The following is a 21,518-nucleotide window of genomic DNA, read 5'->3' as shown; positions in this document are numbered from 1 at the left end:
CCCTGTATGTGTTCGTCTTCTCATAAGGAACCTTGGTCCAAATGACCACCTTTGATGACATCTATGTAGATATATCCGTGGTGCTCGGAACGTCCAAGATGCCGATCCACCAGTTGCTGCGTATGGGCCGTGGTGCGGTTATCGATCTGGATGTCGGTGAAGATGACGACGTGAAGATCTATGCCAACAAGACCCTGATTGCGACAGGGCAGGTGGTGCTTCTGGGCGAACGGATCGGCATCTCCATCACCGAGATTCTCATGCGTGGCCCGGAAATCCGGCCCATGCGCACGGATGGCCCGCTCTGATAATGATCGCAGGTGACGGGTGGTTACGCAGCGGTTGGCTTTACACGCAAAAAACTTTATCCACTGACCCGTTCTTTTCGAAAATTCAGCTTGCGTGCCAAAATCCCTTTTGCTACACGGAGGCCCTCGGCGCGGAGCGGCAGACAAACGCTTCTCCTACCAACGCGCCGGGCTTGAAAAATGCGGTCGTGGCGGAATTGGTAGACGCGCAGCGTTGAGGTCGCTGTGGGGTAAAACCCGTGGAAGTTCGAGTCTTCTCGACCGCACCATTCAACCATCAGGTTGAAACAAAAGCGTCCTTTCAGGGCGCTTTTTTGTTATCTGCCCAGCTCATTGTTGCTCGATCATTTTCGGTCTATCGTAGCGGAAACAATAGTTTCCGTACCCGGTTCGGCTTTTCATCCTGATGATAACAGGCGCACCGGAGGCATGGCGCCAGCATATGAGTGGTGGAGTGGTCGAAGAAAAAGAAGAAAAAGCAAGTTTCGCGAACAAAATGCTATTCACCCAGTATGTTTACTGGGTCAGCGGCCTCACCCTCATCATCGCAATTTGCAGTCTGTTCTTGAGCGTGAAATCCGCCCTCATCGTTCTTGCTGGGGGCGCGATTTATGGTGGGGTTTCGTTTTTGCTGAGGAATGATCCTCCAAGGGCAATCGCCGTTGCCTTGTTTTGTGCCGTTATTTTCCAAGTCATCAATCTGGACATTCACCGGGACGTTCCGAATATCGGTGTCGTCTGGTTTCTTGCCGTCCCGTGCTTTGCGAGTTTCACCGGCAGTGTCAGGCTGATTATCTTTCTGGCAGTTGCGACTGCTATCGGGATCGTGATCACCGGCATTCGTGCCCCGGTCGGCGATCCGATTTGGTCTCACCCTCTGAGCTTTCCGAACATGCTTGGAATGCTGGCCCTGTGCACTGCGACGTCCTATGCTGTCCATCGCCATCGTCTGAAGCGGGAGCAGCGTCTGAGTGAGGCACTCCTGAATGTTGAAGCGCTCGCTGAGGATCTGGCGAGGACCAACGAAAGCCTGAAAAAATCCGAGAAAAGCAAATCCCGACTTCTGGAAACGATGAGCCATGAGTTGCGCACGCCGATGATGACGATCGCGGTCGCTGCGGAGCGCCTCATGAAGTCCGGGGAAGACGGAAGCAGCCGTCAGATGATTTCGGCCATCGAAAGATCTGCCCGCAACATGACCGAGATCATGAACGATGTGCTGGACATGGGGGCAACTCATTCGGGGTTGGCAAAGGTCTCGGAAAAGCCATTCGATTTGCCGGAAGCCGTCAAAGGGGCTTGCGAAAGCACGCATATCGCTGCCCCGGACGTCGTCGTGGTCCTGGATGTGAAGCCGGATTTCCCGTTGATCTGGAACGGTGATGCAGCGCGTCTTCATCAGATCGTTCTGAATTTGATCCGAAATGCACTCCTGCACTCGGGAACGCGGGCTGCTCGGGTTCGCTTGGAGCAGGAACCACAAGGTGGCATTCGACTGCTTGTGGAAGATTGGGGGCGGGGGATTGAGGGCAAGGCCCTGACTGAGCTGTTTGAACCCTATGTCCGCACTGGAGCTTCAACCAGCGGTACAGGCTTGGGGCTTGCCATCACGAAAGACTTTGTGGCGCTGCTCGGTGGGCAGATAGACGTCAATTCCACAGTCGGGAAAGGAACGGTGTTCACTGTTTCACTTCCCTTTGCCGTTGGCGGCGAGAGCGTGGTCGCCGATCGCTATGAGCAGCCGACCCTCAGCGATGCTCGTCTGGTCGGGCAGGAGGTGGTCAAGGAAGCTGTTCGCCCGTGGCTGCGTTACTGGAAGATACGGGAAGACATCGAAAGTGCCCACGAACTGAACTGCGAGGATCTGCTTGAAACAGGTGTTGTGTTCTCACCGGATTGCATTGCCAAGATGGTCAGGACGGAGCGCGCGCTGGATACTTCTACAAAGGGGACGGGCAGCGCGGGCAAGACATGCCTCGTGGTGGAGGATGAAGTCCTCCTGACCGACCTCCTGTGCCAATATCTTGGCGATAGCGGGTTTGACGTAAAATCCGCAACTGACGGCACTTCGGCAATGTCGCTATTGGCTAAACAGGATTTTGACGTCCTTGTGGTGGACATGAACATGCCCGGTCAGCATGACGGATTGGAGATCATCAAGTCTGTCGTTTCGAATACCGATCGACCCGTTATTTGCGCCATTAGCGGATTGGACACGTTCCGGGAACCGGCATTGCAAAGCGGAGCAGATTTGTTCTTCCGAAAGCCGTTTAGTCTTGCAGGGTTCCTGCAGCAGCTGGAAGCCAACATGAATCGGTCTGAAGCTGATTGAACATGTCTTGCGCTGTTCTGGTTGTCTTTGTTCGGCTCGTGGGTAAAGCATCCGGTATTAATGGTCGGGAGCAGTATTGATTATGGTGAAGATCGCTTTTTCATTGTGAAAAATGACATATAGAGCTGCTTAATACATAAAGCTGACGCAGGGAAAACTCTTTGTTAAGCGTTTCCGAATTTATGGTTGTGTAGATGAAAAACACACCCATAGATTCGTGAGGGCTTACGATGTCGCGTTCTTCCCGGAGCTTGCTGCTTTCAACCTTGGCCGGTGTCTTGTTCGCAACGACCCCTGTTTCGGCTGAGACTGGCGTAACCGACAAGTCGATCCTGTTTGGGCAGGCGGCAGCGCTCGAAGGACCGGCGGCAGCCTTGGGCACCGGCATGAAGCTTGGCATTGAGGCTGCTTTCAACGAAGCCAACTCGAAGGGCGGCGTTGCCGGTCGCCGTATTGACCTGATCAGCTATGACGACGGTTATGAGCCCGGAAAGTCGATCATGCAGGTGAAGCGGCTTATTCGCGATGACAAGGTCTTTGCCCTCATCGGACCGGTCGGGACGCCAACATCAGCAGCAACCCAGCCAATCGCCACCGAAGAGAATGTTCCCTTCATCGGACCATTCACGGGAGCCGGTTTCCTGCGGGATCCGGCGCTGAAGAATATCGTCAATGTTCGGGCCACCTACGCCGCTGAAACCGAGACGTGGATCCGCTATCTGCATGACGAAAAGGGCATGGACAAGATCGCCATTCTCTATCAGGACGACGGCTTTGGCCGGGTGGGTCTGGCCGGTGTTGAAGCGGCCATGAAGAAGAGGGGCCTGGAGCTCGTCGCGAGAGGCACCTATCAGCGAAACACGACTGCAGTGAAATCCGCGCTGCTGCAGATCCGCAAGGCGAAACCGCAGGCCATCGTCATGGTTGGGGCCTATCGCCCGATCGCCGAGTTCATCAAGGTGGCTCATCAGATCAACGTCGATGCAGAGTTTGTGAATATCTCCTTCGTTGGCTCCAAGGCGCTCTCACAGGCGCTCGGAGCGGATGGAGACGGCGTGATCGTGTCTCAGGTGGTTCCATTCCCGTGGGATGAAACCATTCCGCTTGTGCGCGAGTATCAGGCGGCACTCAAGGCCGTCGATGCGTCCGCCCAGCCGGAGTTCGTCACGCTGGAGGGCTATATCGTCGGACGCTTGACCGTGATGGCTCTTGAAAAGGCTGGCAAAAACGTGACCCGGGCCTCTTTCCTCAACACGATCTGGAACACCGGAACCTTCGATATGGGCGGCATCAAGCTGACCTTCGGCCCCGGAGACAGCCAGGGCATGGATGACGTTTTCCTGACGGAAATCCAGCCGGATGGAAGTTTTGCTCCGGTCGCAAACACAAACTGAACCTGCATTCAATACGGCACCGGGGGGTGCCGTTCTTTTCCGATGCTTGTGCAAGAAATGGTGAAGCGCCGTGAAATCTGATTTTGGAAAATCTGCTAAATCGAGCGGCGGAACCGCTCTGAACCCCCTTCGTGGCTTGAGGGTGAAGGGGAAGCTCTACACCGCAATGGGGATCTTCATTGCTCTGACGGCTGTTGCCATCGGGATCGGCCTGATTTCCTTTGCCACAGTGGGAAGCGGGTTTGAGAAAATGGCCTCGCAAAACCTGCCCTCAATCGGCAGTGCCGCGAAAATGGCTGTTGCCAGTACGGATGTGTCAGATGCCGCGTCGAAGGTCGCAAACAGCCGGACGCTGGATGAAAAGTCGGTTTCTGTTACCAAGCTTCAGGATGGTATCGCCGAGTTGAAATCCAACATGGCCAGCATCGTGGTCACGGACGCCAACAAGGCTGCGGTTGATGCGCTCTCAAAGGAAATCAACTATTTCGAGACCAATATCTCCGATCTGACCCAGATCACGGATCGCAGGATCCAGACCCGCACAAAGGTGAACGGCAAGCTGTTGGAGCTCTTCTCCGGTTTTGACGGTTTGAACATGGTCATCCTGCCCGTTGTGGACGATGCCTATTTCGACGTCGTCATTGGCGGGGAAAAAGCGACCGAGCAAAGCCGCGAAATCATGGACACGCTTGCCAATGTGGAAATGGCGAAGCTGAGCGCAATGCTGGAATTGCGCGGTGAAATCAACATGCTGGTCGGTTTGATCAACGCAGCCACATTCGTGGATGACAGCTCGGTTTCGACCATCTTTGTCGACAAGCTGCAAGCCTCCATGACCAAGCTGGATACCTTCCGGAGCCGATTGGCTGACCTTGGTACGGATGTCGGTGCGTCCGAGCAATTTACAGAATTCATGAAGTTGGCTGCGGAAGTCGTCGACATTCGCAAGAAGAACACATGGATCAGCGGTGTACGTGAGCGCAAGACCATCAGTCGGGCACAAGCGCTCCAGGAAGCCATCGACAACGTTCTCGTCGAGGTGGTTGACGATCAGACCTTTGACCTGACCATCGATACCGAACGATCCGTTGGCGAAAACACGGCCATTATCGATCAACTCCTGAACGAGCAGGTTGGCGAACTGAAGAACATGCTCCAGACGCAGGCTCTGGCAAACATGTACATCGCCACGATCGTGCAAGGGGCAAACGCCGAAGACATCGATCAGATCCGGCCGATCAAGGAAAAGCTGCTCTCTACCGGTCTGCAGATCGAAAATGCGATGGCGGGTATGGGTGATCAGAAGGTTGTCGCCGAGCTCAAGAAGCTGCTCGTTCTGGGTAATGCCGAAAACGGCATCCTGAGTGACTACACTGAAGAACTGCAGATCCAGACCGAAGCAGATCAGGAACTGGGCGAGATGTTCGCTCATGTGGACGAACTGGGCCGTATTGTTTCCGGCCTGATCGATCTTGAGGTCGGCGCCATCGACCAGCAGGCCGTCAAGATCCGTAGCCTGTTTGCAACCGGGTCCACGGCGCTTGTGGTCATCGGGGTGGTAAGCCTTGGCATTGCAGCGGCTGTCGGCCTTATCGTCGTCGATCGCGGCCTGGTAAGCCCGCTGTCGGAAATGGTCCGCTCTCTGCAGGAACTTGCGCGTGGCAATCTCGATATTCAGGTGCGGGAGATGAACCGGTCCGACGAGATCGGGGATTTGTCCAAGGCGCTGGGCGTGTTCAAGGCAAATGCCGCAGAGCGCGAGCGGTTGGAACAGGCGGCAACCAAGGAAAGCGAAGGCCAGCGCAAGCGTCAAGCCACTGTGGAAGCCCTGATTACGAGCTTCCGGACCGAAATCGAAACGGCGCTGTCAACTGTCCAGTCTGAAATGGAGTTCATGCAGGAAACTGCAGCCAGCCTGACGGAAGCCTCACGCAAGACCGATACCCAGACCAATCAGGCATCCAGCAATTCCGAACAGGCATTGAAGAATGTGGAGATGGTCGCGGGGGCTGCAGAGGAGCTGTCGCATTCCATCACCGAAATCGCCGAGCGCGTCACCCGCGCAACGGAAATCGTCTCCAGTGCGACGGCCAATGCTCGCGGCGCGACCGAAAAGGTCCAGAGCCTTGAAGAGGCGGCTGCAAAGATCGGTGAGGTTGTGACCCTCATTCAGGCAATTGCAGAGCAGACCAACCTGCTGGCCCTCAACGCAACCATCGAGGCAGCGCGCGCTGGCGAAGCAGGCAAGGGCTTTGCAGTCGTGGCCGCAGAGGTGAAGGAACTCGCCACGCAGACATCCAAGGCGACGGAGGAAATTTCCTCGCAGATTTCCGCCATTCAGGCGTCCACCGGGGAAACCGTGGAAGCTATTCAGGCCATCCGGGACGTTATGGAGGAAGTCAATACGACCACGACTTCCATCGCTGGTGCTGTGGAAGAGCAGGGCGCGTCTACCGCCCGAATCTCCGAAAACGTCCAGGGCGTTGCCGAAGGAACGCAGGAAGTCACCGCCAATATTGCCGCCGTCCAGCATGCCGTTGCCGACAGCTCCCTGTCCGCTGCGAAGGTGGAGGAAACCTCTAATCTGGTCGCGACCCAGACCGTCCAGATGAAAACCGTTGTGGAGGACTTCCTCAGAAAGGTTGCTGCAGCCTGACGGCAGCCAAGTTCGGGACGCGTAGCCAGAAAGGTCGCGCGTTCCCGCAGAAAGTTTGAGCTTCGCGATACCGTGCTCCTGTTCATCGCACCCGCATCATGCGTCCCACTATCGTAATGATGCACATAACTGGCCAACCTTGCGGGGTTGGCCTTTTTTTGCGCTGCAATCAGTCCGGGAGGGGCGCGCCTTTTTCGTTAGCAAAAATCTCCAATTCTTTGGCTTCCTTGTGGGTTTTCCCCTTGGTAACTCTGGAAGTCTGTCAGGTTCCCGGATAGTGTCCGGGTCAATCTGGAGCGCGATGCAAAATATCGCAAACCGGGAAAGCGACCCGATCTGGTTGTGTTAAGGTGCATATAGTGCGCTTTTGAGGAGGGGACATGCAGGCTGAGGTACTTGCCGATCCGGTAGATGTTGCTCCGATCCCGGTTCGCGACGACGAGGGACATCTCAACCACGATTTCATCGAAGCGGTTGAAGAGGCCATCGAGGCGCAGGACAAGGCCGCGCTTGAGCTTCTTGCCAGCGATCTGCACGAAGCCGATACCGGTGACCTCCTTGAAGCGCTCAGCGAAGAGGAGCGGACGGGTTTCGTTCGCCTTCTGGGAGCTGGCTTCGACTATACCGCCCTTACGGAAACCGACGAAGCCATCCGCGTCAAGCTTCTGGAAGACCTGCCGAACGAGGTCATCGCCGAGGGTCTTGGCGAACTGGATTCTGATGACGCGGTCTACATTCTGGAAGACCTTGACGCGGAAGATCAGGCGGCAATTCTTGAAGAGCTGCCTTATCTTGAGCGGATCCAGCTCAAGAAGGCTCTGGATTATCCGGAAGACAGTGCGGGCCGCCGCATGCAGACCGAGTTCATCGCGGTCGCCCCGTTCTGGACCATAGGCCAGACGATAGACTACATGCGCGAGGCGCAGGACCTTCCCGACAGCTTCTACCAGATTTACGTTGTCGACCCCGGCTTCAAGCTGCTGGGCACCGTTCACCTCGACAAGATCCTGAGAACCCGCCGGGACGAGCAGGTGACTTCCATCATGGAGGAAACCCGCTACGCAATCGAGGCGACAGAGGATCAGGAAGAAGTCGCCAGAACCTTCGAGCGCTATAACCTCGTTTCTGCCGCGGTGGTGGACGACAACGAACGCCTCGTCGGCGTCATGACCTTCGATGACATCGTCGACGTCATTCAGGAAGAAGCCGAAGAAGACTTCATGGCAATGGCCGGTGTCGGGGATGAAGAAATCTCCGATAACGTGCTCACGACTGCGCGCTCGCGCCTGACATGGCTGGTGGTCAACCTTGGCACTGCCATTCTGGCTTCGCTCGTCATCGCCCTGTTTGAGGACACAATCGAGGCGATGGTCGCGCTCGCGGTGCTCATGCCGATTGTGGCGTCCATGGGCGGCAATGCCGGCACGCAGACCATGACCGTTGCCGTGCGTGGTATTGCGACCCAGGAACTGACGACCCGCAACATGTGGCGCATCCTCAATCGTGAAGTCCTCGTCAGCTTCTTCAACGGCGTGGTGCTGGCCATCCTCATCGGTGTTGCTGCGTGGATGTGGTTCGGCAACCCGGGTCTTGGTGTCGTCATCGGCGGCGCTATTGTCATCAACATGGTCTTTGCCGGTCTGTCGGGCCTGCTTATCCCCATGGCGCTCGACAAGGTGAATGTTGACCCGGCCATCGCCTCAAGCGTCTTCGTGACCACCGTCACCGACGTCGTCGGCTTCTTCGCCTTCCTCGGCATCGCGGCCTACTGGTTCGGCTTGCCGCTTTGAGCGACCTTGAACATCTGTAACGGGAGGGAGTGAGGCTGATGACGACGAGATGGTCCGCAGCCGAAGAAGTGCTCCCGAACGGTTCAGACGGCTTTGGCCCAAAACCCATTGCCGTGATGGATGCCGAGTGTGCATTGTGCAGCTGGGGCGCGCGGATGATCCATCGGCTGGACCGAAGCGGAGACATTCGCATTTGTCCCGTTCAGTCGCCATTGGGAACAGGCATTCTCGACCACCATCACATTAGCCATCTTGATCCCGAGAGCTGGCTGTTTCTGGACGGCGGCGCGGCCTACCGGGACATGGAGGCGATCATTCACGCGGGCAAGCGCCTCGGCGGGTTGGGAAATCTTGTTCTTGCGCTGAAAGTGCTGCCAAGGCCGCTCCGGGATTGGCTTTATCGCAAGGTGGCTCGCAACCGCTATCGCCTGTTCGGCAAGGGTGACATGTGCGCCATTCCCGATCCCGACTTCCAGAAACGGTTGATCCGATGAAAGTTCTCATTCTCGGCGGTTATGGCGTTTTCGGCGAGCGGCTGGCGCGGCTTCTGGTGCGCGATGGCCACGAGGTGACCGTGGCCGGGCGTTCATTGGAAAAGGCGGAAAGCCTTGCTTCGGATATCGGCTGTCTGGCGGCAAGGGTCGACCGGTCCGGACCGCTCGACTGCATTGCGGATTTCGATGTGGTGGTGGACGCAGCCGGGCCGTTTCATGCCTATGGGCAGGACCCTTATCGGGTCGCCCGCTCGGCGATCCTGCAGGGCACACATTATCTGGATCTGTGCGACGACACAGATTTCTGCCTCGGCATCAGCGAACTGGACGAGCACGCAAGACTGGCCGGGGTATGTGTTTTGTCGGGTCTGTCGTCGGTTCCCGCTCTCTCGTCGGCTGCGGTCGCAGCGCTTGCCGCTGGGGACCGGCCGGAGATGATCGAAACCGCGATCCTGCCGGGGAACCGCAGTCCGCGCGGTCTTTCGGTAATGCAGTCCATTCTGTCACAGGCAGGTCGTCCGTTTTCCGTCTGGCGGGGAGGGGATTGGATACAAAGCCATGGCTGGTCCGATCCGAAATCCTATCGCCTGCCCAAAGGCGTGGTCCGTCAGGGTTGGCAGATTGCGGTGCCGGATCACCGGCTGTTTCCTGCCCATTTCAACGCGGATACGGTGCTGTTTCGCGCCGGACTGGAGCTTGCCGTCATGCGCTACGGGCTTGCCGCCTTTGCGCTGCTCCGCCGCGTCTTTCCTTTCGCGGTCAGCCTGCCTTTGGTGAAGGTGTTCAAACGGGCAGCAGACCTGCTGGAGCCTTTCGGCACCGGCAGTGGCGGCATGTCGGTAATGGTGGTGGCTGGCGGCGAGCGGCGTTATTGGCGCTTGCTGGCAGAGGAGGGGGACGGTCCCTTCATCCCGGCAATTTCAGCGCGCGCGCTGTTGCGCAGAAAGAGCCTGCCGTCAGGAGCTGCGCCCGCCCTTGGTGCCGTGTCGCTTCAAGAGGCGGAAGCCGCAATGGACGGACTGAAAACGACCACGGAGATTGTCCGCGAACCTGTCGTGCCGGCCTTCCGAAAGGTGTTGAGGGAAGCATTTGACCGCCTTCCGCCGGAGATCCGCGAAACCCATGAAACCATTGGAGTCAGCCGCTGGGCGGGAAAGGCCGATGTCGAACGCGGAAAGGGCATCTTTCCTCGGCTGATTGCCTTTGTCATGCGGTTTCCTGCACAAGGCGCGGGCGTAGACGTTGAAGTCACCAAGTCTGCCGACGAAACCGGGGAAACATGGGAGCGGCGGTTCGGCGCTAACCGCTTCCACTCGCACCTCAGCCCGACCGACCGGGGCATGACCGAGCGCTTCGGCCTGATGACCTTCCGGCTCGGTCTTCATGTCAATGACGGGAGCCTGCATTTTCCCGTCACTTCCGGGCGCATCGGCGTCCTCCCGATCCCGGCCTTCCTGCTGCCCCGGTCAGAGGCGCGGGAATATGTCGAGGAGGGTCGCTTTCATTTCGATGTGGCACTTAAAGCACCCGTATCCGGACACCTGATCATTCGCTATCGCGGGCATCTCTCACGTGCCCCTGCGGGAATTTCACTCCGGCCACCCATTGCCAAATCACCTTAGGTTCGTTACCCGAGGGCACGCAAAAATACTCAAGGACCGGACATGAGCGGATTGATTGCCCTTCTTGATGATGTTGCCGCGATTGCCAAGGTGGCAGCAGCATCTGTGGATGATGTGATAGCGCAGGCCGCAAAGGCAGGGACCAAGGCAGCGGGCGCGGTGATCGACGATGCGGCAGTCACTCCCAAATATGTCACCGGATTTTCGCCCGCACGCGAACTCCCCATCGTCTGGCGCATTGCCCGTGGGTCGATCTTCAACAAGCTGGTCTTCCTGCTCCCAGCGGGACTGCTGCTCAACACGTTTGCGCCCTGGGTCATCACGCCGCTTTTGATGCTTGGCGGGGCGTATCTGTGTTTTGAGGGGGCGGAAAAGATCTGGCACGTCCTTGCCCACAAACACGCGGAAGTACCGAAAACAGTCGCGGAAGCTGTCGATGCCGCTCATCTTGAGGAACAACGGGTCAGCGGGGCAATCAAGACAGACTTCATTCTCTCCGCAGAGATCATGACTATCGCACTTGCCGCCATCCCCGATGGCACCATCTGGATGGAAGCCGCGACACTCGCTGTGGTGGCGGTCGGTATCACGGTAATGGTCTACGGCTCCGTCGCCCTGATCGTAAAGGCGGATGATTTCGGCCTGCATCTGTCTCAGGAAAGCTCTCTTGCGATGTTCCGCGCCCTTGGTCGGGGCATCGTGAAGTCCATGCCGACCTTCCTGAAGGTTCTGACGACCGTTGGCACGGCAGCGATGCTCTGGGTCGGCGGGTCAATTGTCATTCACGGCCTGAAGGACCTCGGCCAGAAGGGCGTTTACACGACCATCCATCACCTTGCCGATCAGGCGACGCAGATGGCTCTGTCCTGGGGCGTGACGGCGGAAGGCTTCGTGACCTGGTTTGCAACAGCCGCCATGGACGGCGTCTTCGGCCTCGCTCTGGGCCTGCTGCTGATCCCCATTGTCGCCAAGGTGATCGAGCCCCTCTGGCACATGTTGCGCGGCAAGAAGGATGCGCCTGACGGGCAGTGATTTCTTCAGGACCCCTGAGCTGCCAGATTTGCCTTGTGGGCCCACTCGATCAGTTCGTCCGCGTCTTCCAATATGTCTGGTGGTGTCTGGAAGAAGTTGAGCTTGCGGCTGTTGTCCTTGCCGTAGGTGTATTGCGGCATGTCACGCTGCTGAAAATCAGCCCTGTTTCGGTCATCGGCTTTCAGCCACAGGCAGCCGTGCTTGACCTTGGCGAAGGCAACCCCGTCGCGCAAAAGCGCGGTTCCACCAAACATCTTCTTGGTCTCGAACGTGCCAAAACCGCTTAGCTGGTCGAGCACGAAGGATGTGAATTCCGTATCTTCCGCCATTGGGGCTGCCTTTCGTCAGTGGCCTACATCGGGCCCGTAATAAGGATGTTCATTTCCCGAAATCCCTTGTCCCGAGTGGCAACCAGATCACCATAGGCGGGCGAAGAAAACAGGTCACGGGCTGCATCGGCAGACGGGAAGTCCATCACCAGCACCATTGCACTCGCATGGCCGTTGATGACATCGCTCACCTTCAAACGCTTTACTGGTGTACCACCAGCTTCAAGCAGCAGAGGCATCACACTCTTCAGGTAGTCCTGAACAGAAGCCATTTCATCCGGATTTGGGGTTGCAGTCACAACAAGTGTCGCTGTTTCGCTCATGGCAAATCTCACATATTTATTTCAGAACAAGTATTCTGATATATTCAGGAGGCGTGACTGTCAATCGGATCTGGTATGGGACGCAGGAAAACACATAGCCGGGAAGAATTGCTGCTGAAGGCAATGCAGGTGTTTCGAGAGAAGGGATACGCGGGCACGTCTGCCGATCTCCTTGTCGAGCGTATCGGCGTCAGTCGCTACAGCCTCTATTCCGATTTCGGCAGCAAGCAGGGGCTCTTCGAAGCAGCTCTGCAGCGCTACAACGACGACGTGATCAGTCTGCGCTTCGGCCCCCTCGAACAGCCGGATGCTAGCCTGCAGCATATTCTCGATCTGCTCGCCTTTTATGGTGAAGCGGCAGATGGACCGGCAGCGGGGCTCGGTTGCCTTTTGTGCAACACGGCGGTGGAGTTTGGTGCCGACGATCCGTCCGGAGACAAGTTTGTCGAAAGATATTTCGAACGCCTATCAGGAGCCTTTGCTAATGCGCTTAAAAACGCGCGCAAGGCCGGGCAGTTGATGCCGAATGTGGATGTTTCGCAGGAAGCGGATTTCCTGACATCCGTAGTCGTGGGTCTCTTTGTACTTATCCGGGCAAAGGCTCCGATACCGGTCATCCGCCATGCGGCAAAAGCCGCGCAAATTCACTGCGAAACGCTCGCTGCCTGATCGATTGACGTGCAGATGAAAAAAGCCGCTGACGGGTGTCAGCGGCTTTGTGTTTGTGAAAGTAGCCCCGTGGCCGATATCAGTGGCGATGTACGTCGGCTCCCGGCTTTCCGCCGATGGCATGATGCAGGACGTGCAGCATTTCGTGCGCGGCATCGGGATTGGCGACAAAGGGAAGCGGCTGAAGATCCGCGCGCTTTTGGCCCGTTGGAGCCTCGTAGATCATCTTGTCGTCCTTGATCGAGGCGAGAACGCGGATCGTATCAAGGTCTTCGGGGTTGATGGCCGTCGGGTCTTTCGACAGGATCACGAAATCCGCCAGTTTGCCCGTTTCGATAGAGCCTTTCTGGTCTTCCTCGAAATGCTGCCAGGCCGGCCATATGGTCATGGCCTTGAGGGCAGTCATCACGTCAACGCGCTGTGCCGGACCCAGAATATCGCCGGACCGCGTGCGCCGGGTCACTGTTGCGGACAGAATGCGCATGCTGTCCGGGAAGGCGACCGGTGCATCATGGTGAGAGCCGAACATCATGCCCCGCGAATGCACCCAGCCGGTCGGAGAGATGTTGTCGGCATTGACCGGACCGACCGTGTGGTCGCGGTGCCAGTCTCCCCAATAGAAGGTGTGCATGGGGAAGAGGGACGGGAAGACGCCAAGCCGCTGGATCGTGTCAACCTGATCCTCGCGCAGGAACTGGCCGTGAATGAGCACCGGGCGGGTCGGTTTCTTGCCATGGACGGACTGTGCCTGCCCGATGGCGGCCAGCAGCATATCGGACGCGCCTTCACCGTTGGAGTGGGTGAGGATCTGGATATCGTTCTCGTAGGCCCAGTTGATGGCCTCAACGGTCTGGTCCATCGTGATGGCCGAATACCCGTGATAGCCAGCCGGATAGTTGCCGACCGGTGCATAGTACGGTCGATCCCGCAGAGCGGTGAAGCCTTGCGGTGACCCGTCGATGGTCAGCTTGACGCCGCCCACTCGCACACGGTTGTCATAGGTCTTGGAGACATTCTCCTTGATGAAGTCTCTGGCCTCGAAATAATCCGGATAAGCAACGACATCGATATCCAGCTTGCCAGCATCTGCCAGCGTGTGGAGCGCTGCAACAACGCCCGCCGAACTCCGCCCTTCCTGAGCGGTCGTGTAGCCGAAACTGGCCCAAAGCTTGGTACCTGCCTCGGCAAAGGCCAGCGTTCCCTCTGCGCCCAGTTCCGAAAGCATCGGGATCAGAACACTGAAGAAGGCATATTCCTCCATAACTCCCGAAGGGGATCCGTCCGGGTCCTTTTGAAAGACACCGCCGTCAATCTTCGTGTCGGCAGTTACCTTGGCAAGCTCAAGAGCCTTGGTGTTGGCAACGCCAATATGGCCGGACTGGTGGATGATGATGATCGGTATGTCGGTGGAGACTGCATCAAGATCGTGTCGGGTCGGGTGGCGGAGCTCTTTGAGCTGCGCATTGTCGTAGCCAAAGCCGATGATCATGTTGACCTTGTCGACGGTCTCCTTGTTGGCGTCCTTCCAGCCGCTGAGGGTAGCCTGAAGAGCGGCAATGTCATTCACATCGCCATCCGGAGCAGGAAGAAGGTTCGCTGAAAGCGCCTGAATGCCGCCCATGACAACATGGCCGTGGCTGTCCACGAACCCCGGCAGCATGGTTTTGCCGGTCAGGTCGACCATCTTCGTAGCCTCGCCCTTGGTGGCAAGAACCTGATCCAGTGATCCGACAGCCAGAATGCGCCCATCCTTGACGGCAACAGCCTCGGCGCGAGGTGCTGCATCGTTGATGGTCAGGATAGACCCACCGGAATAGATCGTATCGGCGAAGTCTTGTGCTGCAAGTGAACTTGAGGCGAGCAACCCGACCGCAAGTGTGGCCAGCGAGAAGGCGCGGGAAGGTGAGGAAAAGGAGCGAAAGAATTTCATCAGTGATAGTCCCGTTTGAACGCAAGGGCGCAGCGAAACCGCCCGCCCGCCTTGCATCGACGCAATGGAAACCGCCAAGTCTTGACGTTAGGCGGGCCGCTGAGTGCAATGAGCGCGATTGAAAGAAATGACTTCAACCACGACGCAACAACGGTAGCGTTAACCGCCTGACGGTGCAATTGGGGAGTGTGCTGATGCGCCGCAACGGGCGCTAGGGAACATTACGCATGCGACAAGTCGTCCGCGTTGCCTAGCCTTCGAAAGCCCGCATGGTTTCCCGCAAGGCGAGGACCTTCTTGTGAAGGTCCGCATAGGCCTTTGAGGAGAGGCCGGTAGCATCGGCAAAGGATTTTTGGAAATGACTGGTTTTGGCCTGCAAGTCCTTGCCCTTTTTGGTCAGGGAAATGCGGACCTGGCGCTCGTCCTTCTTGCTGCGGGCGCGGTTGACGAGACCCATGGTCTCCATGCGCTTGAGCAAGGGCGTGATGGTGCTGGTCTCCAGCTGCAGCTTTTCGGTCAGGTCGCCGACCGGAACCTTGTCCTTTTCCCAAAGAACGGTCATCGCAAGATATTGCGGATAGGTCAGGCCCACCTCATTCAGGAGAGGTTTGTAGACCTTGTTCATCGCATGGTTTGCGGAATAAAGCGCAAAGCACAAAAGGGCATCAACGCCTGAAACGGGGTCTACCGCCGCTGTTTCATCCGGCTCGGAAGACGCCTTGGCAGCCTTGCCGTTTCCGGCAGGGGTCTTGCGAGCGGGCTTATCAGCCGCAGCCTGTGAATTTTCCACTGCAAGGTCGCCGTTGGCAGCCTTACCGGCTTTTGCCTTTTTGGCAGTCTTTTTCGCGGCTTGCTCGTCGTCGGGAACCAGCCCGGCGAGCAGGGACATTTGAAACAGATCATTTTCCATCGCTGCAAAATAAATCGCGCGCGATGGGCCTGCAAGGCTCGGTGTCAGCCATACACAGCTTCTGTCAGCCTTTGGAAAACCCTGTCGTGGAGCGTTGGGAAGGGCGCAGATTTGGCATTTTTTACGTTCGGGAAACAGCTCACCTGTAGGGTGGAGCCAACTCGATTCTATTGGCAGCCTGCATGCGTTTCTTTCACGCCGTTCTGAAGTTTGTACTCTACACTGTTCTTGGTGGCATTTTGTGTCTGGCAGGGGTGGCCTATTTCTTCATGTCGTGGGAACCGGATCGCGGAACATATCCGTTGAGGGGAATTGATGTTTCCCATCATCAGGGCGAGATCGACTGGCAAAGCGTTGCCGCAGACGATGTCGCTTTTGCCTACATGAAAGCCAGCGAGGGCGGGGACTTTCGCGACAAGGCGTTTTTGACAAACTGGAAGGCCGCGGGCGAGGCCGGTCTTGCGCGCGGGGCTTATCACTTCTTCACCTTGTGTAGTTCCGGCTTCGAGCAGGCGAAAAATTTCCTCAGCGTGCTGCCTGTCGGCGACAAGATGCTGCCGCCGGTTGTTGATCTGGAATATACCGGAAATTGTGCAAGGCGGCCTTCGGTGGAGGAGGTGCTGAAAGAAGTCAGTTCCTTTGTTACGACGATCGAAAAGGCGCTGGGCCGCGAGGTTATCCTCTATGTGCCGGACGACTTTTATTGCGACTACATCAAGGGGCAGGGGTTGAACCGCCGCGTGTGGGCGCGCTCGCTCTGGCATTCACCCGGCTATGTGCGCGACTGGGTGATCTGGCAGTATCACCAGCAAGGGGCGGTCAAGGGCATTCAGGGCGAGGTTGATCTGAACGTTCTTGATGGAAGTGTCGCTCTGGATGCAATTTTGAAATGAAGCAAGATATTGAAAATAATTGGCAAAAAAGAACGTATTGACTAAAACGTAAAAAGCGGTGAGTGTCGCGCCAACAGGGAGTTGGCATGCAGCGACTTTACACAATCACCCAGCTGACGCAGGAATTCGACATCACGACCCGCACGCTTCGGTTTTACGAAGCGCAGGGACTTTTGTCGCCGCAGCGTCGTGGTCGCCAGCGGTTGTATCGTCCGGCAGACAGAACTCGCCTCAAGCTGATCCTGCGCGGCAAGCGGCTCGGCTTTTCCCTCGCTGAAATCAGTGAAATGATCGAGATGTACGGCAAGGCGCCGGGTGAGGCAGGGCAGCTGCGGCTTCTCATGCAGCGTATCTCCAATCGCCGCGCCGAACTGATGGAAAAGCAACGGGATATCGAACTGACACTGGCCGAACTGGATGAGGTGGAGGCCGGTGCAAAGGCGCGCATGGAAGCCATAGGTGGCTCCTTCGACAAGGAAGGTGCCTGATGCTTTTTGAAGTAAGAAGCCAGAATTGGGAACAGCGCGTCCGCAACAGCTTCGCGGCGCAGAAGTTCATGGACCATCTGGGGGCGCGGCTGACCCATGTGTCGCCCGGTGCCGTCGATATCGAGATGGAACTCAAGGGCGAACTCACCCAGCAGCACGGCTTCTTTCATGCCGGTGCAACGTCCTCCGTGGCCGATAGTGCGGCCGGATTTGCGGCGCTAACCTTGTTTGCGGACGGGTTTGGCGTCTTGACCAGCGAGTACAAGATCAACCTTTTGAACCCGGCGCGGCAGCAAACACTGATCGCTCGCGGAAGGGTCATCAAGCCGGGGCGAACGCTGACCATCGCCAAGGCAGATGTTTATGGCCTCGGCGATGCCGAGCAGGTGCATGTGGCAACGGGTCTCTTCACCCTCATGAGTGTTGAAGGCGTGAAGGACTGACCGCAGAACCTGAAACGAATGTTCAAACCGGCCATTTCTGAAAATGCCGGGCTTTTTTGATTGAAGAACAAGACAGGCAAACCAGACTTATGAGCGATATCGTAATCCGGCCAATCGAGACATCAGACCGTGCGGCGTGGGAGCCGCTGTGGCAGGACTATCTTGCATTTTATGAAGTGTCCCTGCCGTCGGATGTGACCGATACGCTGTTCAAGCGTCTTTTGGGTGACGAGGGCCACAATGGTCTGGTCGCCGAAAGGAACGGCAAGCTGGTCGGCTTCGTTCACTATCTCTTCCACCACAGCACATGGTCCAGAGAGCTGAAATGCTATCTGGAAGACCTGTTCGTGACCGATGAAACACGCGGCACTGGCGCCGGCCGAAAACTGATCGAGGCCGTTTATGCCGCCGCTGACGCCAAGGCAGGCGCGTCCGGCAAGGTCTACTGGCACACAAATGGCGACAACGCCCGTGCGCGTCAGCTCTATGACCGCATCGGAACCCTCTCAACTTACGTTTGTTATGACCGCGCTTGAGCGCGAGAAGGAGCTGTCATGATCCGCAACGATTTTCCAGCGTTCAACTTCAACCTTGGCGAAACCGCCGACATGCTGCGCGACAGCGTGCGCTCGTTCTCGCAGGACCGCATTGCGCCGCTGGCCGAAAAGATCGACCGCGAGGACTGGTTCCCGCGCGAACTCTGGCCAGAAATGGGTGAAATGGGCCTGCATGGCATTACGGTAGAAGAAGAGTGGGGCGGGGCCGGCCTTGGTTATCTCGAACACTGCATTGCCATGGAAGAAGTCAGCCGGGCCTCGGCCTCCATCGGCCTGTCCTACGGTGCGCATTCCAATCTGTGTGTGAACCAGCTCCGTCGCTGGGGCAGTGAAGACCAGAAGAAGCGCTATCTCGGCAAGCTGGTCACCGGCGAGCATCTGGGCGCGCTGGCAATGTCCGAGCCGGGCGCGGGGTCCGACGTCGTTTCCATGAAGCTGAAGGCCGAAAAGAAGGGGGATCGCTACATCCTCAACGGCAACAAGATGTGGATCACCAACGGCCCGTCTGCCGACACGCTGATCATCTACGCCAAGACCGATCCGGACGCGGGCCCGAAAGGCATCACCGCGTTCCTCGTCGAGAAGGGGTTCAAGGGCTTCTCCGTCGCCCAGAAACTCGACAAACTGGGCATGCGCGGCTCTGAAACCGGCGAACTGGTGTTTCAGGATTGCGAAGTTCCGGAAGAAAACGTGCTGGGCGAAGTCGGCAAGGGCGTCAACGTCCTGATGTCCGGTCTCGATTATGAGCGCGCGGTTCTGGCTGCCGGTGCCGTCGGCATCATGCAGGCGGCAATGGACATCGTGATCCCCTATATCCATGAGCGCAAGCAATTCGGCCAGTCCATCGGCACGTTCCAGCTGGTGCAGGGTAAGGTCGCGGACATGTATGTCTCCATGAATGCGTCCAAGGCCTATGTCTATGCCGTGGCGCAGGCCTGTGACCGGGGCGAGACCACACGCGAGGACGCTGCTGGTGCGATCCTTTATGCAGCTGAAAACGCGACCAAGATGGCCCTCGATGCCATCCAGCTTCTCGGCGGCAACGGCTATATCAACGAATACCCGACCGGCCGCCTTCTGCGTGATGCCAAGCTCTATGAAATCGGCGCGGGAACCTCGGAAATCCGCCGCATGCTGATCGGCCGCGAGATTTTCAACAAGACCGCTTGAGGCAATAATCCGTGTTGAGAGAAGGGGCCCGCGCGGTCCCTTTTTAGCTAATTGATACAAAGGGTACACGAGCAACGATGAAATTTCTTTCACTCAGGTGCTGAGGGGTCCATTTCACCTTGGTAATCAAGGTGCTGATCAAAGGAGGTTAGCGAATGGGTGTAGAAAAATCTAAGTCTGCAGTTCTTGAGTGTGAGCGTGTCATCATTGAACACGTAGATTACAATTCAGCACACGGTATTCTTGCCAGTTGCAATAAAGTTGCGCATCGCTTGTTGGAAAGGCGGAATGAACTCGTTCCAGTATACGAGGAGATTTATCGAAAACTAAACGGGGATCAGACGGCAATATCTGAGTTGTTTCATTTGATATTCATAAGTGCCGCATTCTGGAACCCTGAAAAAGTTAGAGCAACAAGGATGGAGCTGAAAAAACTCAAGCAGCTCAACGATGAAATCTATGAAACGTCATTGAAGCTAGCGAAGTTGATCGATGAGCGCGGGTCACTTAACAATAAGTCGAGTGTTTCGAGCGATACTCACTACGATATTTGCTTAGTTCTCGATGCCGCTGGGCGCGAAAATTACATGTATAAGTTTTGGGTTCAAGAAGATATGATGAAGTTAATTACTCGTTTTGATTGCAAGTATTGGCCTAGTCTTTCAGAATTCCTATGTGAGCTTGCAAGAGATGCAAATGAGGCTGAAATTTCAGCATCTGACCCAATGACCGCAGCCGCGATCACAGGTCAACGGGGCTCTCTTGTCGATTTTTTAAAAGCTTTCTTCGAGGGACTTGATCAAAACAAGAAAAGGAACAGCGGCTTTATTACCAACGATTTTCAGCTCTCAGATAATTCAATGGCTACAATTATGAATTGTGCGCTGGAATTGCCCGCTGACGATATCAAGGATGCAGGATACATAAAGAGATATAGACAAAGTCAGCGCGAAAAATGAGTAAGTCTCTGTCTTTTCCGGAAAACATTGTATACTCGACGGTCGGTTACGATCCCAACCAATTAATTTATTGTAGCAGGCTAATAGAAAATGTTCTCTCATTCACCTCTCCCATGGGGAGAGGTCGGCGCACCGCGCCGGGTGAGGGGAGGCGGTCTCTCAATGGATGCGCAGCATTTCAGTCCCTCACCCCAACCCTCTCCCACTGGGAGAGGGAGCTGTCGTGCATCCTTGGCCACCATAGGCTTTTCTGCGGAGTGATAAGCCGCATCAACGCTCCGTCGTCATCCCGCGCTTGACGCGGGATCGGCGAGCCTGGATCACGGTTGGGTGCTCATGCTCCGAGGTTCGGGGCTCCCCGATCCCGGCTCGCACTGCGCTTGGCCGGGATGACGAACTGGGAGACGGGTGCCACTTCTCCATCCGCTGTGCCGTCCCGGCCTCCGAGCCGGGACCTACCGAAGCCAAGCGATGTCTCAGGTCGGGTGATGGCGAGTAGGCCCCGGATCAAGTCCGGGGCAGCGCATAAACGTGAATGCGCCGCTTTGCAGTCCCGGCCTTCGAGCCGCAACCTCTCAGCTGTTCACCAAAACTCACCCGCAGCCATTGTGTTTCTTCCACATCTCGGCGTCATGGCCATCCGGGACATTGGAGCATGGGTCGGACGCATAGCCGCGCAGGACCTGATAGCGCTGGATCTGGTGCGCGGTCAGAAGCGGCGGGGTGTCGATGTGGCGCTTCAGGTGTACGAGGCGGAGCGCTGCGCGGGCGTCTTCAGCTTCCTGCAGAAGGGCTTCCAGCTTTGCGCTATCAAGGTCGGGCGCTTCAAAGGCGACGCTCAAGGCCTTTTCAGCTGAAATGAAACGCTCTCCGGCGGCAATGGCCTCGCGTTTCATGTCCGCATAGATTTCCTCGATGGCAGCCACCTGATCGCCCGTCAGGCCGATCTGGTCCTTCAGTTCCAGCAAATGCGCGGGGCCGGGGCGTCCGTTGAGTTCTGCAGGCAGCGCCAGGCCCCAACCGGAGCCCTCGCGCAACTGCTTCAAATCACTGTCGGATAGGCTCTTGATCTGGCGATTTTCAAACCCGGCATATGGCTTGTCAGGTGATCCGTGCCCGCCGCTATTATCCGCTCCCGCGGGAAACGCGGTGATCGCTGCCAAAAGAATACCCGCAATCGCCGTGCAGCTGCGCATGGCCTGTCCCTCCCGTTGAAATA

Annotated in this window: 20 protein-coding genes and 1 tRNA gene; 16 read left to right on the top strand and 5 right to left on the bottom strand. The window is 57.0% G+C overall.

Going from position 1 to position 21,518, the window contains the following annotated elements; all coding sequences use genetic code 11:
• The first annotated feature begins 41 nt into the window (after nt 1–41).
• The 9 genes from F0155_RS02220 (at nt 42) to F0155_RS02180 (ending at nt 11,628) form a co-directional block, all read left to right on the top strand.
• Nucleotides 42–308 carry a FliM/FliN family flagellar motor switch protein gene (locus tag F0155_RS02220; RefSeq protein ID WP_150522850.1) on the top strand — a complete coding sequence of 89 codons (267 nt, stop codon included), beginning with the start codon at nt 42–44 and terminating at the stop codon, nt 306–308.
• 182 nt (nt 309–490) lie between these two features.
• Nucleotides 491–577, top strand: a tRNA-Leu gene (locus F0155_RS02215).
• 227 nt (nt 578–804) lie between these two features.
• A complete protein-coding gene (locus F0155_RS02210; RefSeq protein ID WP_161599738.1) occupies nt 805–2,640 on the top strand; it encodes a hybrid sensor histidine kinase/response regulator in 1,836 nt (611 codons plus the stop codon).
• A 230-nt stretch (nt 2,641–2,870) separates the two neighbouring features.
• Nucleotides 2,871–4,034 carry an ABC transporter substrate-binding protein gene (locus F0155_RS02205; protein WP_150522848.1) on the top strand — a complete coding sequence of 388 codons (1,164 nt, stop codon included), beginning with the start codon at nt 2,871–2,873 and terminating at the stop codon, nt 4,032–4,034.
• Nucleotides 4,035–4,104: 70 nt separating this feature from the next.
• The gene (locus tag F0155_RS02200; RefSeq protein WP_150522847.1) at nt 4,105–6,690 is read left to right on the top strand and encodes a methyl-accepting chemotaxis protein; all 2,586 of its coding nucleotides are present in this window, start codon (nt 4,105–4,107) and stop codon (nt 6,688–6,690) included.
• 380 nt (nt 6,691–7,070) lie between these two features.
• Nucleotides 7,071–8,480 carry a magnesium transporter gene (gene mgtE, locus F0155_RS02195; RefSeq protein WP_150522846.1) on the top strand — a complete coding sequence of 470 codons (1,410 nt, stop codon included), beginning with the start codon at nt 7,071–7,073 and terminating at the stop codon, nt 8,478–8,480.
• 38 nt (nt 8,481–8,518) lie between these two features.
• On the top strand, nt 8,519–8,974 hold the full coding sequence (locus F0155_RS02190; protein ID WP_150522845.1) for a thiol-disulfide oxidoreductase DCC family protein: 456 nt from the start codon (nt 8,519–8,521) through the stop codon (nt 8,972–8,974).
• Nucleotides 8,971–10,596, top strand: a complete 1,626-nt coding sequence (locus F0155_RS02185) for a saccharopine dehydrogenase family protein (RefSeq protein ID WP_150522844.1) — start codon at nt 8,971–8,973, stop codon at nt 10,594–10,596. The genes F0155_RS02190 and F0155_RS02185 overlap by 4 nt, the downstream gene beginning before the upstream one ends.
• 42 nt (nt 10,597–10,638) lie before the next feature.
• Complete coding sequence (locus tag F0155_RS02180; protein WP_150522843.1) at nt 10,639–11,628, top strand: DUF808 domain-containing protein; 990 nt, start codon at nt 10,639–10,641, stop codon at nt 11,626–11,628.
• Between the two features lie 5 nt (nt 11,629–11,633).
• Here the strand turns inward: F0155_RS02180 and F0155_RS02175 are convergent, their stop codons facing one another.
• Together F0155_RS02175 and F0155_RS02170 are read right to left on the bottom strand one after the other, a co-directional pair.
• Nucleotides 11,634–11,957, bottom strand: coding sequence for a TfoX/Sxy family protein (locus tag F0155_RS02175; RefSeq protein WP_150522842.1), 324 nt, complete (start codon nt 11,955–11,957; stop codon nt 11,634–11,636).
• Nucleotides 11,958–11,980: 23 nt separating this feature from the next.
• Entirely contained in the window at nt 11,981–12,280 is a 300-nt protein-coding gene (locus tag F0155_RS02170; RefSeq protein ID WP_150522841.1) for a DUF1330 domain-containing protein, read from the bottom strand.
• A 75-nt stretch (nt 12,281–12,355) separates the two neighbouring features.
• Between F0155_RS02170 and F0155_RS02165 the strand changes: the two genes are divergently transcribed.
• Nucleotides 12,356–12,949, top strand: coding sequence for a TetR/AcrR family transcriptional regulator (locus tag F0155_RS02165; protein WP_150522840.1), 594 nt, complete (start codon nt 12,356–12,358; stop codon nt 12,947–12,949).
• Between the two features lie 79 nt (nt 12,950–13,028).
• Here the strand turns inward: F0155_RS02165 and F0155_RS02160 are convergent, their stop codons facing one another.
• Both F0155_RS02160 and F0155_RS23865 read right to left on the bottom strand, forming a co-directional pair.
• The gene (locus tag F0155_RS02160) at nt 13,029–14,879 is read right to left on the bottom strand and encodes an amidohydrolase (protein WP_150522839.1); all 1,851 of its coding nucleotides are present in this window, start codon (nt 14,877–14,879) and stop codon (nt 13,029–13,031) included.
• 250 nt (nt 14,880–15,129) lie between these two features.
• On the bottom strand, nt 15,130–15,768 hold the full coding sequence (locus F0155_RS23865; RefSeq protein ID WP_192913736.1) for a MarR family winged helix-turn-helix transcriptional regulator: 639 nt from the start codon (nt 15,766–15,768) through the stop codon (nt 15,130–15,132).
• A 203-nt stretch (nt 15,769–15,971) separates the two neighbouring features.
• On the opposite strand from F0155_RS23865, the gene F0155_RS02150 reads away from it, so the two are divergent.
• The 6 genes from F0155_RS02150 (at nt 15,972) to F0155_RS02125 (ending at nt 20,299) form a co-directional block, all read left to right on the top strand.
• Nucleotides 15,972–16,682 (top strand): glycoside hydrolase family 25 protein, encoded by a 711-nt coding sequence (locus F0155_RS02150; protein WP_150522837.1) that lies wholly within the window; start codon nt 15,972–15,974, stop codon nt 16,680–16,682.
• Nucleotides 16,683–16,768: 86 nt separating this feature from the next.
• Nucleotides 16,769–17,170, top strand: coding sequence for a MerR family transcriptional regulator (locus F0155_RS02145; RefSeq protein ID WP_150522836.1), 402 nt, complete (start codon nt 16,769–16,771; stop codon nt 17,168–17,170).
• The gene (locus F0155_RS02140; RefSeq protein ID WP_150522835.1) at nt 17,170–17,613 is read left to right on the top strand and encodes a PaaI family thioesterase; all 444 of its coding nucleotides are present in this window, start codon (nt 17,170–17,172) and stop codon (nt 17,611–17,613) included. Before F0155_RS02145 ends, F0155_RS02140 begins: the two co-directional genes overlap by 1 nt.
• A gap of 89 nt (nt 17,614–17,702) precedes the next feature.
• Nucleotides 17,703–18,149 (top strand): GNAT family N-acetyltransferase, encoded by a 447-nt coding sequence (locus tag F0155_RS02135; protein WP_150522834.1) that lies wholly within the window; start codon nt 17,703–17,705, stop codon nt 18,147–18,149.
• Between the two features lie 18 nt (nt 18,150–18,167).
• Nucleotides 18,168–19,340 carry an isovaleryl-CoA dehydrogenase gene (locus tag F0155_RS02130; protein WP_150522833.1) on the top strand — a complete coding sequence of 391 codons (1,173 nt, stop codon included), beginning with the start codon at nt 18,168–18,170 and terminating at the stop codon, nt 19,338–19,340.
• A 155-nt stretch (nt 19,341–19,495) separates the two neighbouring features.
• Nucleotides 19,496–20,299, top strand: coding sequence for a hypothetical protein (locus F0155_RS02125; RefSeq protein ID WP_150522832.1), 804 nt, complete (start codon nt 19,496–19,498; stop codon nt 20,297–20,299).
• Nucleotides 20,300–20,892: 593 nt separating this feature from the next.
• Here the strand turns inward: F0155_RS02125 and F0155_RS02120 are convergent.
• Nucleotides 20,893–21,495: a periplasmic heavy metal sensor gene (locus tag F0155_RS02120; RefSeq protein WP_150522831.1), complete on the bottom strand. Its 603-nt coding sequence runs from the start codon at nt 21,493–21,495 to the stop codon at nt 20,893–20,895.
• Between the last annotated feature and the right edge of the window lie 23 nt (nt 21,496–21,518).

The sequence above is a fragment of the Roseibium sediminis genome (genome assembly GCF_008711325.1).
Taxonomy (GTDB): Bacteria; Pseudomonadota; Alphaproteobacteria; order Rhizobiales; family Stappiaceae; genus Roseibium; species Roseibium sediminis.
The sequence above is the reverse complement of the archived record's forward strand: the minus strand, read 5'-3'. Positions and strand labels throughout refer to the sequence as shown.

Coding starts and splice junctions, on each gene's coding strand:
- F0155_RS02180 (WP_150522843.1), top strand. CDS start 10,639: ATGAGCGGATTGATTGCCCTTCTTGATGATGTTGCCGCGATTGCCAAG.
- F0155_RS02130 (WP_150522833.1), top strand. CDS start 18,168: ATGATCCGCAACGATTTTCCAGCGTTCAACTTCAACCTTGGCGAAACC.
- F0155_RS02185 (WP_150522844.1), top strand. CDS start 8,971: ATGAAAGTTCTCATTCTCGGCGGTTATGGCGTTTTCGGCGAGCGGCTG.
- mgtE (WP_150522846.1), top strand. CDS start 7,071: ATGCAGGCTGAGGTACTTGCCGATCCGGTAGATGTTGCTCCGATCCCG.
- F0155_RS02120 (WP_150522831.1), bottom strand. CDS start 21,495: ATGCGCAGCTGCACGGCGATTGCGGGTATTCTTTTGGCAGCGATCACC.
- F0155_RS02125 (WP_150522832.1), top strand. CDS start 19,496: ATGGGTGTAGAAAAATCTAAGTCTGCAGTTCTTGAGTGTGAGCGTGTC.
- F0155_RS02145 (WP_150522836.1), top strand. CDS start 16,769: ATGCAGCGACTTTACACAATCACCCAGCTGACGCAGGAATTCGACATC.
- F0155_RS02165 (WP_150522840.1), top strand. CDS start 12,356: ATGGGACGCAGGAAAACACATAGCCGGGAAGAATTGCTGCTGAAGGCA.
- F0155_RS02220 (WP_150522850.1), top strand. CDS start 42: ATGACCACCTTTGATGACATCTATGTAGATATATCCGTGGTGCTCGGA.
- F0155_RS02210 (WP_161599738.1), top strand. CDS start 805: ATGCTATTCACCCAGTATGTTTACTGGGTCAGCGGCCTCACCCTCATC.
- F0155_RS02160 (WP_150522839.1), bottom strand. CDS start 14,879: ATGAAATTCTTTCGCTCCTTTTCCTCACCTTCCCGCGCCTTCTCGCTG.
- F0155_RS02170 (WP_150522841.1), bottom strand. CDS start 12,280: ATGAGCGAAACAGCGACACTTGTTGTGACTGCAACCCCAAATCCGGAT.
- F0155_RS02175 (WP_150522842.1), bottom strand. CDS start 11,957: ATGGCGGAAGATACGGAATTCACATCCTTCGTGCTCGACCAGCTAAGC.
- F0155_RS02135 (WP_150522834.1), top strand. CDS start 17,703: ATGAGCGATATCGTAATCCGGCCAATCGAGACATCAGACCGTGCGGCG.
- F0155_RS02205 (WP_150522848.1), top strand. CDS start 2,871: ATGTCGCGTTCTTCCCGGAGCTTGCTGCTTTCAACCTTGGCCGGTGTC.
- F0155_RS02150 (WP_150522837.1), top strand. CDS start 15,972: ATGCGTTTCTTTCACGCCGTTCTGAAGTTTGTACTCTACACTGTTCTT.
- F0155_RS02190 (WP_150522845.1), top strand. CDS start 8,519: ATGACGACGAGATGGTCCGCAGCCGAAGAAGTGCTCCCGAACGGTTCA.
- F0155_RS23865 (WP_192913736.1), bottom strand. CDS start 15,768: ATGTCCCTGCTCGCCGGGCTGGTTCCCGACGACGAGCAAGCCGCGAAA.
- F0155_RS02140 (WP_150522835.1), top strand. CDS start 17,170: ATGCTTTTTGAAGTAAGAAGCCAGAATTGGGAACAGCGCGTCCGCAAC.